18 protein-coding genes are annotated in these 14,758 nt (G+C 43.9%); 10 read left to right on the plus strand and 8 right to left on the minus strand.

The window, feature by feature from the left end; genetic code table 11:
• Positions 1–59: 59 nt before the first annotated feature.
• Positions 60–3,413 carry a transcription-repair coupling factor gene (mfd, locus tag L0659_RS20630; protein ID WP_235128468.1) on the minus strand — a complete coding sequence of 1,118 codons (3,354 nt, stop codon included), beginning with the start codon at positions 3,411–3,413 and terminating at the stop codon, positions 60–62.
• 255 nt (positions 3,414–3,668) lie between these two features.
• Here mfd and pnuC point away from each other — a divergent pair, with 255 nt between their 5' ends.
• On the plus strand, positions 3,669–4,283 hold the full coding sequence (pnuC, locus tag L0659_RS20635) for a nicotinamide riboside transporter PnuC (RefSeq protein ID WP_235128469.1): 615 nt from the start codon (positions 3,669–3,671) through the stop codon (positions 4,281–4,283).
• Here pnuC and L0659_RS20640 read toward each other — a convergent pair.
• The 3 genes from L0659_RS20640 to L0659_RS20650 all read right to left on the minus strand — a co-directional run bounded on the left by L0659_RS20640 (position 4,265) and on the right by L0659_RS20650 (position 6,011).
• Complete coding sequence (locus L0659_RS20640) at positions 4,265–4,711, minus strand: barstar family protein (protein ID WP_235128470.1); 447 nt, start codon at positions 4,709–4,711, stop codon at positions 4,265–4,267. The genes pnuC and L0659_RS20640 overlap by 19 nt on opposite strands.
• 65 nt (positions 4,712–4,776) lie before the next feature.
• Positions 4,777–5,097, minus strand: a complete 321-nt coding sequence (gene rhaM / locus L0659_RS20645; protein WP_235128471.1) for an L-rhamnose mutarotase — start codon at positions 5,095–5,097, stop codon at positions 4,777–4,779.
• A gap of 95 nt (positions 5,098–5,192) precedes the next feature.
• A complete protein-coding gene (locus tag L0659_RS20650) occupies positions 5,193–6,011 on the minus strand; it encodes a phytanoyl-CoA dioxygenase family protein (protein WP_235128472.1) in 819 nt (272 codons plus the stop codon).
• Between the two features lie 136 nt (positions 6,012–6,147).
• Between L0659_RS20650 and L0659_RS20655 the strand changes: the two genes are divergently transcribed.
• The 3 genes from L0659_RS20655 to L0659_RS20665 are packed head-to-tail and all read left to right on the plus strand — an operon-like array spanning position 6,148 to position 7,697.
• Positions 6,148–7,017, plus strand: a complete 870-nt coding sequence (locus L0659_RS20655; RefSeq protein ID WP_235128473.1) for an AraC family transcriptional regulator — start codon at positions 6,148–6,150, stop codon at positions 7,015–7,017.
• 49 nt (positions 7,018–7,066) lie between these two features.
• Positions 7,067–7,369: a nucleotidyltransferase family protein gene (locus L0659_RS20660; protein WP_235128474.1), complete on the plus strand. Its 303-nt coding sequence runs from the start codon at positions 7,067–7,069 to the stop codon at positions 7,367–7,369.
• A complete protein-coding gene (locus tag L0659_RS20665) occupies positions 7,362–7,697 on the plus strand; it encodes a DUF86 domain-containing protein (RefSeq protein WP_235128475.1) in 336 nt (111 codons plus the stop codon). Before L0659_RS20660 ends, L0659_RS20665 begins: the two co-directional genes overlap by 8 nt.
• A 5-nt stretch (positions 7,698–7,702) precedes the next feature.
• Here L0659_RS20665 and L0659_RS20670 read toward each other — a convergent pair whose 3' ends face one another.
• The 3 genes from L0659_RS20670 to L0659_RS20680 are packed head-to-tail and all read right to left on the minus strand — an operon-like array spanning position 7,703 to position 8,601.
• Positions 7,703–8,062, minus strand: a complete 360-nt coding sequence (locus L0659_RS20670) for a YraN family protein (protein ID WP_235128476.1) — start codon at positions 8,060–8,062, stop codon at positions 7,703–7,705.
• 16 nt (positions 8,063–8,078) lie between these two features.
• On the minus strand, positions 8,079–8,405 hold the full coding sequence (locus tag L0659_RS20675; protein ID WP_235128477.1) for a type II toxin-antitoxin system RelE/ParE family toxin: 327 nt from the start codon (positions 8,403–8,405) through the stop codon (positions 8,079–8,081).
• Complete coding sequence (locus L0659_RS20680; protein WP_235128478.1) at positions 8,395–8,601, minus strand: hypothetical protein; 207 nt, start codon at positions 8,599–8,601, stop codon at positions 8,395–8,397. Before L0659_RS20680 ends, L0659_RS20675 begins: the two co-directional genes overlap by 11 nt.
• 166 nt (positions 8,602–8,767) lie before the next feature.
• Here L0659_RS20680 and lipB point away from each other — a divergent pair, with 166 nt between their 5' ends.
• The 4 genes from lipB to rnr are packed head-to-tail and all read left to right on the plus strand — an operon-like array spanning position 8,768 to position 13,113.
• Positions 8,768–9,481 (plus strand): lipoyl(octanoyl) transferase LipB, encoded by a 714-nt coding sequence (gene lipB / locus L0659_RS20685; protein WP_235128479.1) that lies wholly within the window; start codon positions 8,768–8,770, stop codon positions 9,479–9,481.
• An 11-nt stretch (positions 9,482–9,492) separates the two neighbouring features.
• Positions 9,493–9,906, plus strand: a complete 414-nt coding sequence (locus tag L0659_RS20690) for a hypothetical protein (RefSeq protein ID WP_235128480.1) — start codon at positions 9,493–9,495, stop codon at positions 9,904–9,906.
• A 27-nt stretch (positions 9,907–9,933) separates the two neighbouring features.
• Positions 9,934–10,668 carry a 3'-5' exonuclease gene (locus L0659_RS20695; protein ID WP_235128481.1) on the plus strand — a complete coding sequence of 245 codons (735 nt, stop codon included), beginning with the start codon at positions 9,934–9,936 and terminating at the stop codon, positions 10,666–10,668.
• A 57-nt stretch (positions 10,669–10,725) separates the two neighbouring features.
• Positions 10,726–13,113, plus strand: coding sequence for a ribonuclease R (rnr, locus tag L0659_RS20700; RefSeq protein WP_235128482.1), 2,388 nt, complete (start codon positions 10,726–10,728; stop codon positions 13,111–13,113).
• Here rnr and L0659_RS20705 read toward each other — a convergent pair whose 3' ends face one another.
• Positions 13,114–13,329, minus strand: coding sequence for a hypothetical protein (locus L0659_RS20705; RefSeq protein ID WP_235128483.1), 216 nt, complete (start codon positions 13,327–13,329; stop codon positions 13,114–13,116).
• A 54-nt stretch (positions 13,330–13,383) separates the two neighbouring features.
• Here L0659_RS20705 and L0659_RS20710 point away from each other — a divergent pair, with 54 nt between their 5' ends.
• The gene (locus tag L0659_RS20710) at positions 13,384–13,755 is read left to right on the plus strand and encodes a GxxExxY protein (protein WP_235128484.1); all 372 of its coding nucleotides are present in this window, start codon (positions 13,384–13,386) and stop codon (positions 13,753–13,755) included.
• A gap of 85 nt (positions 13,756–13,840) precedes the next feature.
• Positions 13,841–14,734, plus strand: a complete 894-nt coding sequence (locus tag L0659_RS20715) for a DUF1080 domain-containing protein (RefSeq protein ID WP_235128485.1) — start codon at positions 13,841–13,843, stop codon at positions 14,732–14,734.
• Positions 14,735–14,758: the final 24 nt, after the last annotated feature.

Raw genomic sequence — 14,758 nt, forward strand, 5'->3', positions numbered from 1 at the left:
AATGAAATTTTTACTAAAAATCAATTACTGGTCGTCGTGAACTGGTCAAAGTGACCTAATCATTTGGTCCCAGTCATCTCCATCAGGACGTTTCTGGCTTGTTCGATGCTTTTAATGTCTTCACAAATGAGCATTAACTTGCCTTTCTGGTCTTTTAAAGCAATTTTTCTTGGGTGTTGTTTAATGTAATCAATCACCATTCCGAACTTCGGAGACTGAAAGAATTCATCGTTCTGCGAAGTAACGAAGTAGCCTTTCAATGTATTGCTTTTCAAAGTTAATTTTTCAAAGTGTAAAAGCTCTGCTTCCCAACGTAAACGCACCATTTTCAGCAAATCACCAACTTCCGCAGGAATCGGGCCGAACCGGTCTAAGATCTCCTTTTCAAACTTCGCCAGTTCTTCTTCCGTCGAAATGTTGTCAAGGCGGGTATATAACGACAATCTTTCTGAAATATTTTTAACATAATCGTCAGGAATCAATGTTGCAAAATCCGTCTCGATCTGGCAATCCGGAACCAGTTTGGAAGGCAAGCCTAATGCATTGGAGAACAAGTCTTTAAACTCATTATTTTTCAATTCCGAAACGGCTTCGTCCAGCATTTTATGATACAATTCATAACCCAGATCATTCACAAAACCACTTTGTTCCGCACCCAGCAAATTCCCGGCACCCCGAATGTCCAAGTCACGCATTGCTACCTTAAAACCATCACCTAATTCCGAAAACTCTTCCAATGTCTGCAAACGTTTCCGCGAATCGCTCGCTAATGTTGAAACAGAAGGCGTTAGCAAATAACAAAATGCCTTCCTATTCGAACGTCCCACACGTCCGCGCATCTGGTGCAAATCTGACAAACCGAACATATGCGCCGAATTAATAATGATCGTATTCGCATTCGCAATGTCAATTCCTGATTCGATAATGTTGGTTGAAACCAGCACATCATATTCGCCCTCAATGAAATTGACCATCACTTTTTCGAGCTTATCACCGTCCATCTGCCCGTGCGCAACGCCTATGCGCACATCCGGAACGAGCCTTAATATAATGTTGGCAATGGATTCGATGTCATTAACGCGGTTATGGACAAAGAAAACCTGCCCGCCGCGCTGCACTTCAAAACTGATCGCGTCGCGGATAAACTCCTCGCTGAATGTATGCACTTCCGTCGTAACCGGCTGACGGTTAGGCGGTGGCGTAGCAATCACCGAAAGGTCACGCGCGCCCATAAGGGAGAAATGCAATGTTCTTGGAATTGGCGTTGCCGTTAATGTCAAAACGTCCACATTTACGCGCATTTCCTTCAAACGATCTTTGGCTTTTACACCAAATTTTTGCTCCTCATCAACGATAAGCAGCCCCAGATCCTTGAATTTCACATCCTTATTCAGAATGCGGTGGGTTCCTATTAATATGTCAATTTTGCCTTCCTCAGCTTCTTTCAGCGTTTCCTTGATCTCTTTTGTAGATTTAAAACGATTGATATAACCCACCTTCGCTGGAAAATCCGCTAAACGCTCGCTGAAAGTTTTGAAATGTTGCATCGCCAGAATGGTCGTAGGAACCAAAACCGCAACTTGCTTACTGTCACAAACCGACTTGAATGCTGCCCGGATCGCGATTTCTGTTTTACCAAAACCCACATCACCGCACACAAGCCTGTCCATAGGGTGTGCTTTTTCCATGTCCTCCTTCACGTTCGCAGTCGCAGTCGCCTGATCGGGCGTGTCCTCATATATAAAGGAAGATTCCAGCTCGGCCTGCATATAGTTGTCAGGGGAAAAAGGGAATCCAGGCGCTTGCCGACGCTTGGCATATAACGCAATGAGCTCGTGCGCAATGTCTTTAAGTTGCTTCTTAACCTTGGATTTTTTAGCCTCCCATTCACCCGACCCGAGTTTGCTCATGGCAGGCGGCGTGCCCTCCTTACCCGTATATTTTGCGATTTTGTGCAGGTTATGCACGCTCACATAAAGCAGATCATTGTCGCGGTAAATCAAACGGATCGCTTCCTGCTCCTTACCATTCACATCTTTCCGCTCCATGCCTGCAAAACGGCCGATCCCGTAATCCACGTGGGTCACGAAATCGCCAGGATGCAGCGATTTCAGCTCTTTCAGTGTGATTGCCTTAGACTTACTGAATTTCTCTTTCAGTTTGTATTTATGAAAACGGGCGAAAATCTGGTGATCCGTGTAGCAAACGATCTTTAAATTATCATCCACAAATCCTTCCCGAAGCGAAATGTGCATCGGCCGGAATTTTACAAATGGGTCCAGATCTTCAAAGATCCTTTCCAGCCGGTCGAGTTGCTTGGGCTGCTCGGCTACGATCACGTTCACATAGCCTTTGGATTGGTTTTCAGAAAGATCGTCGAGCAGCCTTTTAAAGTCCTTATTAAAGGAAGGCTGCGGTTTTGAAGCATACGGAAGCTTGCTTTCTGTTTTGAAATAACCTTTTTTACCAAATTCTACGGTTTTGAACTTCTTAACCTGGTTCAGAAATCCCCTGCGTGTTTCGAAAAGGTCTTGTGGATTGGAAACAATCTGAATGCCTCCGCCGGTGACTTCCTCCAATGCTTTTTCTGCCTTTTCGTAACAGTTTTCAATGATTTCCAATGTCAGCTCGGCATCCTTAAACCACAAAACGGTTTCCGGCGCAAAGAAATTAAGGAACGATTCGCGCGTTTCCTGCGAAAGCTTCTGCTGAATGTCCGGCACAATGTTGATCTGCTTCGCCGTTTCGAGCGAAAGCTGCGTATCCGGGTCAAATGAACGGATGCTTTCTACTTCATCGCCAAAAAGTTCAATCCGAAAAGGATGCTCGTTAGCAAAAGAAAACACATCCAAAATTCCCCCACGAACTGAAAATTGACCTGCTTCAAAAACAAAATCGGTGATTTCAAAACCGTAACTCGTCAAAAATTCTGTCAGGAACGACGGATCAAGCTTCTCTCCCACTTTTACCGAAAAAGTGTTGGCTTTAAGCGACCGTTTATTGATCACTTTTTCAAATAAAGCCTCCGGATAAGTCACGATCTGCATAGGAAGTGACTTGCTTGCGCTCAGCTTGTTGAGAATTTCTCCCCGCATCAGCACATTGGCATTATCCACTTCTTCGTAATGGTAAGGGCGTTTGTAGGAAGTCGGGTAGAACAAAACTTCCGTTTTTCCGATCAGATTCTGTAAGTCGTTCTGGAAATAGGCAGCCTCTTCCCTGTCACCTAATATGTAAACGGCCGGGCTCTTCTTTTTTTCCTGGATAGATGCGGCTACAACCGCATCCAGGCTCCCAACAAGTCCTTTGATCTGAACATGCGCCGCTTCCGGGTCCTTCGAGGCAATTTGTGTACTCAGGATGTCCAGGTAACTGTCTCCCTTATAAAGCGTTAGTAAGTCTTTAACTTCCAATTATATAGAAATAAAAAGCGGTGATTCGCTCAGTGAATGTAAATGCAAAAAGCCGTTTCAGGATTTTTCCCGACCGGCATTTAAAATAACAACGGTTTTGTACAAAATGTTTGCCACAGACCGTCGGAAAACCATTATTATTCCAACAAAAATAGCTTGAAACACAGAACACGGCAAATTACAAAATTGTTAATCCGCCGGGAGCTGGACATTTTGGAATATATTTAGCCAAAAATCATTGGAAAGCATTAAAATATGACCGATTGGCTCAACCAAACCATTTCTTTGGCTGGCATTGCAACAACCTGGCTTGAAATTCTGGGCTTCATTACGGGTGCGATCTGCGTTTACCTTAACACACAGCAGAATGTCTGGGGATGGTTTTTCGGGATTATTAATGCAGTGCTTTATGCGATTGTTTTCTGGCAGGTCAGGCTTTATGCAGATACGGGTTTGCAAGGCTATTATTTCCTGACGAGCATCTACGGCTGGTGGATGTGGAAATTTGGCGGGAAAAATCATGACGGGATAACTGTAACGCGGATGCCGGCCCGGATGTATCCCATTTTTGGGCTGATATTTCTTGTTATAACCGCTTCCTGGGGATTTTTATTAGGGAAATTTACAAATGCCAGCCTCACTTATGCCGACTCTGCATTAACCATTGCCAGCCTGATCGGACAATGGATGATGGCACGTAAATATCTGGAAAACTGGATATTATGGATTATAGCAGATGCGTGTTACGTGGTCATGTATTTTTACAAAGACCTGCATCTGACAGCCATATTATATGGTGTTTTTCTAGCACTCGCCATTGCCGGTTATGTGCAGTGGAAAAGGGATGTGACTCAGCTCAGGACCCAGTAAGGAATTTCCTGTTCTTCAAGCAATGTCCTGATGCGTTCCGAATCGTGGAAAATGATCTGTAATTCTTTCTTAGGCGTGCCTTCTTCTTCCTCGTCCATCCATTTCCAATCCTCTGCCGTTGCATCCAGGATATCGATCACCGAAAGAAGCTTTTCCTCCGATTTCTCCTTGATCAGCCAATCAGCCGAGTTTTCGATGTATATAATGACTTTTTGTTCTTTGATCCATTCCAGATCATTCAGCATTTCGTCCAGCGCATCCAGGTTCTTCCCGTCATACTCGGGGAAATGCATGGCTGTGGAAATTTCCTGATAAAAATCTTTGAGAGAAGTGGCCTTTTGGCCGTCGATTTGCGCGATGAAGGCGCCCAGAAACAAAGTCCGGACATCCGATTGCTCCCTGGCTATCAGGAAGTGTGTGTTCTTCATATTTTTCGGCAAATTACAATGGTGCAAGTTAGAAAAAATAACTTGGCAACATTGCAAATCATTTGTCAAAGTCGGAAAACCTCGGGGCAGGAAACGGTTATCGGTGAATTATCTTCATTGACTTCCATCAAATCGGCCATGTAATCCCACCACTTTTTCATGATGGGTAACGAAGCTAGACCTGCTGTCTGGTCGTTGCTTCCTCTTTTTTGGAATGCGAAAAGTGCTAATGTTACTTCGTCGAGGAAGATGTAATATTCCTTAATGCCCGCATTTTTGAGCAAGTCAGCCAATTCCGGCCAGATCTCGTCGTGGCGTTTTTTATATTCCGCTTCATTGCCCGGTTTCAATTGCATCCGGAACGCTAAAATCTTATCCTGGTCCATCAAGCCGTCTATTTGTAGGTTCAATGCTGCCACTGGCCGCTTACATCGTGTAAGCATTCAAGTTGCGATCCCTACCCGGTTTCTGTGCACGCTTTTCAGAGGATCAATGGATTTAATGGGGAATCTAATGTGCTGCCAGCTGGCAATCCGCACATCCAGCGCTGCCTGTCGGCTTCCTGGTGTTTGTTTTTGGGTTCGGTAACTTTTGCGCCGTCGGCTACGAAAATAACGGTCATAACCTCGCGCATGGTGTCAGCGGATTTATTTCCTGGGGCCGAATGCAATGTCCAGCCATAATGCCAGGTTGCGTCGCCCGCTTTCATGGTTTGCGCGCGCGCAATGTGAAAGCCCTTATCCTGAATAAATTTTTCAAGCATGGCCTCCGATTCATCAGATATAGGCACATTTTCAACAAATCCGGCCTGGTGAGAGCCCGAAGCAAATGTAAGCATGCCCATATCCACATCGATATCGATGAGTGGCATCCACATGGTAATGGTGTTGTTGGTGTCGACAGGCCAGTAATATTGATCCTGATGCCAAGGGGTGAAACCACCGCCAGGCTCCTTATAGAGAGCCTGGTCGTGGTAAATTCTGACATTTTCTACTCCCAGCAGGTCTGCGGCAATTTTTCCGAAGCGTTTGGCCAGTGCATAATTTTTCACATTTTCATCGACTTCCCACAAATTTGTGATTTGTAAAAAAGCCTTTCCATACGTGTCCCGGTCTTCCAGCTTACGCTTTTCGGTGTTGAATTTGGTCGCGGCGGAATTGATAACGTCCCTGTAATGAGACACTTCGGCTTGGTTCAGCACACCCGGGATGAGCACATGGCCATTCTCTCTGAATGCATTCTTTTCAGTTTCGGAAATTGCCTTAAAATCAGCCAGATCAGGAGCAGTTAAGGTCGTCATAACTTTTTAAGAGTTTAGGAATAATCAATTTCAAATTTCGGCTCTTTTGTTGTTGGCGGTTAGGCTAATAATGGATATTTTGTGGCGAATATTATCTAGTTTTATCTTTGCAAAACTACTACGATTAAAATAGTCAATGATAAAGGCTTTATTTGAGACGATCAATTCCGGATCGGATGCTTCATTTCTGGTAAACTCATTCAGCCTGGAGAAGTTTGACGTTCCCTATCATTTTCATCCCGAGTTTGAACTGACATTGATCCTGAAAGGCAAAGGAAAACGCTATGTAGGCAAGCAAATGGCCGATTTCGACTCAGGAGATCTAGTGTTATTAGGCTCAGATCTGCCACATTCCTGGAAGTCTGAAAACATTTCAACACCCGGCCTGCACGCCAAATCCATCGTTGCGCAATTTGACAGAAGCTTCCTGGGAACCGATTTCTTTGACAGGCCCGAATTATCCAACATTCGCAATCTGCTGAAAATCAGCGCACATGGCATTCATTTCACAGGGCAGACTGCAAAGGAGATTAGCGAAAGAATGACCGTTCTGGCAAAAGAAGAAAATGCATTGCGGAAAATGCTGCTATTACTGGACATTCTCGAAGATCTGGCTGATTCCAGGGAATTCGTGCTGCTCGATCAGGACGGCGTTGCGGCTACCCAGATTAATAGTAACAAAGACCGGATTAATGCTGCACTGGGCTATATCGTCGATAATTTCAGAAACGACATTGTCCTGAATGAAGTTTCAGCAGTCGTGAATATGTCGCCCAATGCTTTCTGCAAATATTTCAAAAGAGTAACCAACAAAACTTTTCTGGACACAGTGATTGATTACCGCATTAATTTCGCCGTACAGCAACTGCTTTCAACAGACCGCCCGGTTTCCGAAATTTCCTTCGACAGCGGTTTCGGTGACGTGTCTCATTTTTATAAACTTTTCAAAAGACGCATGAAAATGAGCCCGCTGAATTATAGAAAAAGCTTTCAGAAAGGGCTTTGATGTTTGTTTAAACTGCACTAGATAACCAGATAGTTATTTAAATTTGAGCATGAACCAGTTAGTAAGCCAAAATCTTCAAGCGATCGGCAGTTTGTGCGTAAAACACAAAGTGGAAAAACTTTATGCATTTGGGTCGGTCGTAACACCCGAATTTACTGAGACTAGTGACATTGACTTAATCGTCAGGTTCCAGCCTATTGAGCTACTACATTATCCCGACAATTATTTCGATTTAAAATTCTCTCTTGAAGAGATATTTAAGCGGGATGTTGACCTCCTTGAAGAACAGGCAATCAAAAATCCATATCTGCTGAAATCTATCAACTCAGGCAAACAGCTTATTTATGGATGAAAATATCAAAACATGGCTATTCGATATCCTTCAATCTATTAAGGAGATCGATAGTTATTTTGAGCCTGGCAACCGTAGATATGACTTCTACACAAAAGATATTAAAACAAAGCGGGCCGTCGAGCGAGACTTGGAAATTATTGGCGAAGCTGTCAACAGGATCGTAAAGGCCAAGCCTGATTTTCAACTAACGAATGCTCGCCAGATTATTGCCACCCGAAACAGGATAAGCCACGCCTATGATTCAATTTCAGATGAAATGGTGTGGGGAATCCTTATTAACCACCTTCCGAAACTAAAAGCAGAAATCGAAAAAATGCTTTCTTAGAACACTTACTTACAAAAAGCATCCTCAATGTGATAAATGTCAGACTTTCCGTCTGGTTGGATGAGGATGGAGATGATGTCGAAGCGGATGTCGAACATCCAGTCTTTGTCGAAAATGTAATGTTCGGCTGCGCGCATGATCAGGCGGGCTTTGGTGACATTTACGAATTCTTCGGGCATGCCGAAACCTGTGTTGCTACGCGTTTTGACTTCGACGAAGATTAGCATTTTATCTTTTGTAACAATGAGGTCAATTTCGGAATATCGGTTGCGGTGATTTTTCTCCAAAATCTCAAACCCCTTCTGCGCTAAAAACGCCGCTGCCTGATCCTCACCCCAGTTTCCGAGGTCGTTATGTGCTGCCATATTGATAATGTGTGGTTTAAAGAAGTTCTTTTAGCAGATCTTTAAGTTCTTTGTCGGGCATGTTTTCACGTTCGCTTTTATCGAATATCGCGAGAAGAAAAACCGTCGTTTCGGAAACTTGGTAGCAAGTAATAACCCTGCCTCCACCGGATTTTCCTTTACCTTTGGATGCAATGGATAATCGGATCTTAAAGCAGCTTTGGCCTAGTGAGGTTCCTTGAGCAGGATTGATTCTAAGCGATTGGATAAGTTCGAAATACTCTGCTTTTAATGACAGATATTTCTTGGCAAGCCTTTTAAGTTCTGATTCAAATTTGGGAATGGTTTTGACCTTAAAGCTCATTGAAAAGGTCTTCTGCGTCCCTGGCAGGTAATTTTCCGGCCTTTACGAGATTCAGTTGCTCGGCCGCCTCCTTCATGTCCTCCAATACTTTACTGTGAAAAGAGGACAATGGCTTGGCTGTAACAAACGGAAGTCTTTGTAACAGGCCCATTACAAAGGGAGCTTTCTCATCCTTAATATCAAGCAGGACTTTCATGTTGCTGAATTTGAGCCGTAATCGATTTGTTTCGAACATTTCTAATGCAAATTAGTGTTATTATAATAAAGAAGAAAACGCGGGCTTTCGATGCCTTTCTGCATTTAGACGCGGAACCGTTCCCGAAGTCACATGATCTTCTAAATTTTTTTGAAATTTTTTTTAAATGAATACCCTCATCAATAAACACGTTCATTTTCAGGACCTGGGGCTGATTGATTATCAGGAGGCTTGGGATTATCAGGAGAAAATCTTTGCGGAGACTATTTCTGTGAAGACGGCGAACCGGAATCTTGGTACGGACGAGCAGCTTTTAACTCCGAACTATTTGCTTTTTTGCCAGCATCCGCACGTTTACACGCTAGGGAAAAGTGGAAAAGCGGACCATTTGCTCCTTGGTGAAAATGATCTTGCAGCAAAACAGGCAAAATATTACAAAATCAACCGCGGCGGCGACATTACTTATCACGGACCCGGCCAGATCGTGGGTTACCCGATTTTTGATCTGGACAATTTTTTCACAGACATCCACCTCTATATGAGGACATTGGAAGAAGCAATTATCCTAACATTGGCTGATTATGGATTAAGTGCTGGTAGGATCAATGGTTTGACGGGTGTTTGGTTTGATTTTGAAGAACAAAAAAATCCCAGGAAAATCTGTGCATTAGGCGTGAAATCGAGCCGGTGGGTTACGATGCATGGTTTTGCATTGAATGTTAATACGGATCTTTCTTATTTTGGAAACATTGTGCCTTGTGGCATTCAGGATAAGGCGGTGACTTCCATGGCGGCAGAATTGGGAAGGGAATTGGATATGCAGGAAGTTTCCGATAAATTAAAAAATCATTTAGCAGGACTGTTCCAAATGGAGCTGTAAGTAGAGAATTAATGAAAAAAGACATCATATTTCACCCCGTTCAGGGCATACAGGTTGCGATTGTAAGGAGTATCAATGAAGCGCAGGCAGAAGAATGGAACGTGATCGTGATCAACCGGAATGAGCAGCCGATCACCAACGTTTTTGTTACATCAAAAGGTTACGGCAGTGGCGAATCAGGCATTAATTCCGACCAGCGCACTTCTACATTAAGACATTTCTTCCCCGAGATCAAAGCAAGCGAACATGCTGTTGTAGAGCCTATTATGCCGGATGTTTTTCATCTTAACAATGAATTTTGGGTCAGCTATTTCATTGGAAATCAGATATACGATAAAAAGTTTATCTTCGTGCCCGACAGCATTATTGAAGATAACCTGATCCAGATCAGCCCGCTTGGTCTGCAAGGAATAGTGCACGAGTAGCGGGAATTTTTATACAAAACACACATTATGACAGATGAATTTAGAAGACGTGCCAAGAACTTCTTGTTACTTGACATTGAAACGGTCTCCGCATTTGCTTCCTATGACCAGCTTCCCGAACGGATGCAAAAGCTTTGGGACAAGAAAGCCCTGAGTTTCAAAAAAGGTGATGAGGCGCTGTCCAACGCGGAATATTTCTATGACCGCGGCGCGATTTACTCAGAATTTGGAAAGATCGTCTGCATTGCTTTCGGCGCATTTTACTGGAATGACAACGATGAGATTTCGTTTAAAGTCAGCAGTTTTTCAGGAGATAATGAAGTGGATATTTTCCTGCAATTCAAAGCATTGCTAGAAAAATATCCGCCCGAGCAACTCATTTTATGCGCACATAACGGCAAGGAATTCGACTTCCCCTTCCTATGCCGTCGAATGCTGATCCATTGCATTGAAATTCCAAAAGCGCTACAAATTTCTGGCAAAAAACCATGGGAAATCCTGCATCAGGACACGATGGACCTTTGGAAATTTGGTGACTATAAAAGTTACACTTCCCTGGATTTGCTTGCAGCCGTTTTCGATATTCCGGGCAGCAAAAACGAAATGAGCGGCGACCAGGTTACGCGGGTTTACTGGGAAGAAAAAGATCTGGCCAAAATTTGCCGATATTGCAGAGAAGACGTGGTCGTGCTGGCACAGCTTTATCTGAGATTACACTGTTTCAAAGCCGTCCAGCCGGAGAATATAATCCGGATAGAATGAGTGGACGGAGCCAGCAATCCGCTTTTACATTTGTGAAAGCATTTACATTAAGAATAAATGAGAGATAAAAAGATAAAAGATAAACAAGGCAATGGTAAGAAAGAGGCCAATACGCCTCATCATATCGTTTCCTACATCGATAATTTGAAGGCTGACATTGCGGCTTTTTTTGATTTGAACAGCGAACAAACATTCCGGCCATTTGATATCCACGATCATTTCGGCGTTCAGGATAAGAAGGTTAGGGCGCTCATCAATGAAATTATACATGAGCTGGAAGAATCCGGAAGGCTTGTGCACCAAGACGGCGGTTATACGGCCGGGCCGAATAAGGAAGTTAAAAAAGGACTCACAGGTCGCGTAGATCGAGTGAATAAGTCGTTTGCATTTGTGATCATTGAGGGTCGTGAAGACGACATTTATATAGAATCAGAAATGCTGAACGGCGCCTGGGATGGCGATATTGTGACGGTTCAGCCATTGACAAAAAACAGCCGGAATTCAAGATCCGGCCGTAATGATTCGGGGAAAAGCCGGGTGGAAGGACGTGTTGCGGAGATTGTAGAACGCTCGGGCACTGACATTGTAGGAGTTATCGAAATCACTTCTCGTTATGCGGTCGTTCAGCCTGATAACAAAAAGCTTTTTGACCCCATTTACATTGAATCAGAAGAGGTTAAGGACGCAGAAAATGGTGATAAGGTTATTGTAAAAGTGACCCAATGGCCAACGCGGAGAAGCCAGGCAGAAGGTGAGATCGTTGAGGTGCTTGGAAAAGCAGGGAATAATGATGTGGAAATGCACGCGATTCTTGCTGAATTTGGACTTCCTTATCATTTCCCTGAAACAGTTGAAGCAGAAGCGCAGCGAATTCCTGATAAGATCTCCAAAAAAGACATTGCCAAACGGAAAGATATCCGTGATGTGCTGACGTTTACGATTGACCCGGTTGATGCGAAAGATTTTGATGACGCGCTTTCTGTGCGTTATCTGGACGAGGGCAATGTTGAAGTCGGCGTGCACATTGCGGACGTTTCGCATTATGTTCTGCCCGGAACAGAGTTGGAAAAAGAGGCTTACCGCCGTGCCACATCGGTTTATCTGGTGGACCGGACTGTCCCCATGCTCCCTGAAAAGTTATCAAATAACCTTTGTTCCCTTCGTCCTAACGAGGATAAATTATCGTTTTCAGCAATTTTTGAAATAAGCCCGAAAGGAAAACTGCTTAAAGAATGGTTTGGCAGGACAGTCATACATTCGGACAGGCGATTCTCCTATGAAGAAGCACAGGCCGTTCTGGACTCAGGAGAAGGAGATTATCCGCGTGAGCTGAACACATTAAACACGCTGGCTAAAATTTTAAGAAAAGAAAGGTTTAAAAACGGCGCTATTAACTTTGAGACAACGGAAGTTCGTTTCAAACTGGATGAGCAGGGAAAACCGCTGGGGATTTACACCAAAGAACGCCACGATTCTAACAAGCTGATTGAAGAGTTCATGCTTCTTGCGAACAAACGGGTTGCGGAATATGTTTTTTCACTTTCAAAAGGCGAGAACAAAAATACAATGGTATACCGCGTCCACGAAGCACCGGACACTGACCGATTACAAACTTTTGCGAATTTCGTTGGGAAACTAGGCTATAAACTGGAAGTGGAGGAGGAAAATAAAATCGCCAAATCCATGAACAGCATGCTTTCGAAAGTGGAAGGCAAACCAGAGCAAAACCTGATCGAATCCCTTGCTGTGAGAACCATGGCAAAGGCAAGATACAGCATTGATGATTTAGGGCATTTTGGACTGGCTTTTCAACGCTATTCACATTTCACATCACCCATTCGCCGATATCCGGACGTAATGGCGCATCGGCTGTTACAACATTATCTCGACGGTGGCACTTCGGTGCCGAGCGAAAGTTATGAAGTGGCGTCGAAGCATTCATCTGAAAGGGAAAGACTTGCTGCGGAGGCTGAAAGGGCTTCGATCAAATACAAGCAGGTTGAGTACATGAGTATGATGGACAGAGACCGCGAGTTTGACGGGATCATTACCGGCGTCACAGAATTCGGGATTTTTGTTGAAATAACAGAAACCGCTTCCGAAGGCCTGATCCGTATGACCGACCTGGGCGATGACTATTATGAGCTGGATAAGGAAAACTACCGGCTTCTCGGTCAGCGTACTAAGAAGATCTACACATTCGGCGACAAGGTGAAGGTAAAAGTAAAAGATACAAACCTCGCAAGGAGAAGCATGGATCTGTATCTGGCTGGGACGATCCCGTCGCCGGCTAGAAGTAACAACGGTTCGGGTGACCGCGACAGGCGGCCGCGGGAATCGCGCGAATCGCGTTCTTCCGGAAAAAGCGGGCGTTCCTCATCTTCATCTTCATCGTCCCGTTCCTCTTCGTCGTCGAAGCCGAAAGAGCGACGCAAGCGGCGATAGTTAGGCGGGTTGTTTAACTTTCTTCAGAAGTTCATCAACTCTGTCAGATAAGGCTATCAGACCTTTTTCAACTTCCATATCTAATGTCCCGAGAGCAAATTGATCTTTGTCTCGGGCCATTTCCTTCCACAATTCGTTTTTCTCTTCATCGCTTTCCAATGTTGCAAACCTGGCGTATGCGGTTTGTAGGGATTTTGGGATTAAATGATTGTTCATCGTTACTTTTTGATTTAAAGTCCGTCTAATGATAGAACCAAAATCTATCATACTATGCAACTGTATTATAAAGAAGAATCATATCAGATCATTGGCAAATGCATGGAAGTGCACAATGAATTGGGACATGGTTTTCTGGAAATTGTCTATAAGGATGCGCTGGAAATTCTTTTTACGCAGGCTGACATTTATTTTGAACGAGAGAAAGAATATCCCGTTTATTTTAGAGGTATTCTGCTTAAACATAAGTTTTGGGCGGATTTCGTGGTTTTTGATTCTATTATTCTTGAAGTGAAATGTGTAACAGTTCTTACTGATGAACACATAGCTCAGACTATTAACTATTTGAAAGTTTCTGGAAACAAACTTGGGCTACTGGTTAATTTTGCCAGGGGTAAGTTAGAATATAAGCGGTTGGTGCTTTGAAGTTATGCCACGGATGCACCAATGTTCACTAATTCATTCGTGGACATTGGTGTATTAGTGGCATTAAAAACTTTAAACCAAAAAAATGCTAAAATATCTCAGTCTCCTATCCCTACTATTCATTTCCCTCACCTCGCAAGCCCAAAAAGCCGCTGACAAGGAAGAATGGCAATCATTGTTCAATGGCAAAGACCTGACGGGCTGGGACATTAAGATTGCGGGGCATAAGGTGAATGATAATTACAAAAACACCTTCATTGTTGAGGACAACATGATCCGGGTGAATTATAAGGAATACGATAATTTTACGACGGAATACGGGCATATGTATTACAATAAGCCCTTCTCACATTATAAAATCAGGTTGCAATATCGCTTTACCGGCAACCAGGTGCCAGGCGGGGCTTCGTGGAATGTGAGGAACAGCGGCATCATGCTTCATTCGCAGTCTGCTGCGAGCTTGGGCCTGGACCAGGACTTCCCGATTTCTCTCGAAATGCAATACTTAGGTGGACTAAATGCTGGCGAACGCGCAACCGGTAACCTTTGTACACCGGGCACCATTGTTGAGATTAATGGCAAAGTGGATGAGGCACATTGCATCAATTCTAGTTCAAAAACCTATAACGGAGACCAATGGGTCACGGCTGAGGCGATTGTTTTGGGCGACTCCATTGTCTACCATATGATCGAAGGCGACACAGTGCTTGTGTTTACAAATCCGAAGATTGGTGGCGGTTATGTTGGTAAAAATCATACATTTAAAGACGGAAAAGTCGGCAGTGAAGCGGAGTGGGTCCGAAAAGACAACACACCACTCGGAAGCGGCTACATCGCACTTCAGGCCGAAAGCCACCCGATTGATTTCAGAAACATTCAATTGCTCAATTTAAAGGGTTGTATGGATCCGAAAGCGTCTAATTATAAGTCGTATTATCAGTATGCTGATAACAGCACTTGCACGTTTAATAAGAAGTAGCCAGCGGTGACGCGTTTGCTCCGT

Source organism: Dyadobacter sp. CY347, from assembly GCF_021502655.1.
Lineage (GTDB): Bacteria > Bacteroidota > Bacteroidia > Cytophagales > Spirosomataceae > Dyadobacter.

What these genes read in the sequence shown, in the direction of transcription:
- pnuC (WP_235128469.1), top strand. Translation starts at nt 3,669, where the DNA reads ATGACCGATTGGCTCAACCAAACCATTTCTTTGGCTGGCATTGCAACA.
- L0659_RS20640 (WP_235128470.1), bottom strand. Translation starts at nt 4,711, where the DNA reads ATGAAGAACACACACTTCCTGATAGCCAGGGAGCAATCGGATGTCCGG.
- rhaM (WP_235128471.1), bottom strand. Translation starts at nt 5,097, where the DNA reads ATGGACCAGGATAAGATTTTAGCGTTCCGGATGCAATTGAAACCGGGC.
- L0659_RS20650 (WP_235128472.1), bottom strand. Translation starts at nt 6,011, where the DNA reads ATGACGACCTTAACTGCTCCTGATCTGGCTGATTTTAAGGCAATTTCC.
- L0659_RS20655 (WP_235128473.1), top strand. Translation starts at nt 6,148, where the DNA reads ATGATAAAGGCTTTATTTGAGACGATCAATTCCGGATCGGATGCTTCA.
- L0659_RS20660 (WP_235128474.1), top strand. Translation starts at nt 7,067, where the DNA reads ATGAACCAGTTAGTAAGCCAAAATCTTCAAGCGATCGGCAGTTTGTGC.
- L0659_RS20665 (WP_235128475.1), top strand. Translation starts at nt 7,362, where the DNA reads ATGGATGAAAATATCAAAACATGGCTATTCGATATCCTTCAATCTATT.
- L0659_RS20670 (WP_235128476.1), bottom strand. Translation starts at nt 8,062, where the DNA reads ATGGCAGCACATAACGACCTCGGAAACTGGGGTGAGGATCAGGCAGCG.
- L0659_RS20675 (WP_235128477.1), bottom strand. Translation starts at nt 8,405, where the DNA reads ATGAGCTTTAAGGTCAAAACCATTCCCAAATTTGAATCAGAACTTAAA.
- L0659_RS20680 (WP_235128478.1), bottom strand. Translation starts at nt 8,601, where the DNA reads ATGAAAGTCCTGCTTGATATTAAGGATGAGAAAGCTCCCTTTGTAATG.
- lipB (WP_235128479.1), top strand. Translation starts at nt 8,768, where the DNA reads ATGAATACCCTCATCAATAAACACGTTCATTTTCAGGACCTGGGGCTG.
- L0659_RS20690 (WP_235128480.1), top strand. Translation starts at nt 9,493, where the DNA reads ATGAAAAAAGACATCATATTTCACCCCGTTCAGGGCATACAGGTTGCG.
- L0659_RS20695 (WP_235128481.1), top strand. Translation starts at nt 9,934, where the DNA reads ATGACAGATGAATTTAGAAGACGTGCCAAGAACTTCTTGTTACTTGAC.
- rnr (WP_235128482.1), top strand. Translation starts at nt 10,726, where the DNA reads ATGAGAGATAAAAAGATAAAAGATAAACAAGGCAATGGTAAGAAAGAG.
- L0659_RS20705 (WP_235128483.1), bottom strand. Translation starts at nt 13,329, where the DNA reads ATGAACAATCATTTAATCCCAAAATCCCTACAAACCGCATACGCCAGG.
- L0659_RS20710 (WP_235128484.1), top strand. Translation starts at nt 13,384, where the DNA reads ATGCAACTGTATTATAAAGAAGAATCATATCAGATCATTGGCAAATGC.
- L0659_RS20715 (WP_235128485.1), top strand. Translation starts at nt 13,841, where the DNA reads ATGCTAAAATATCTCAGTCTCCTATCCCTACTATTCATTTCCCTCACC.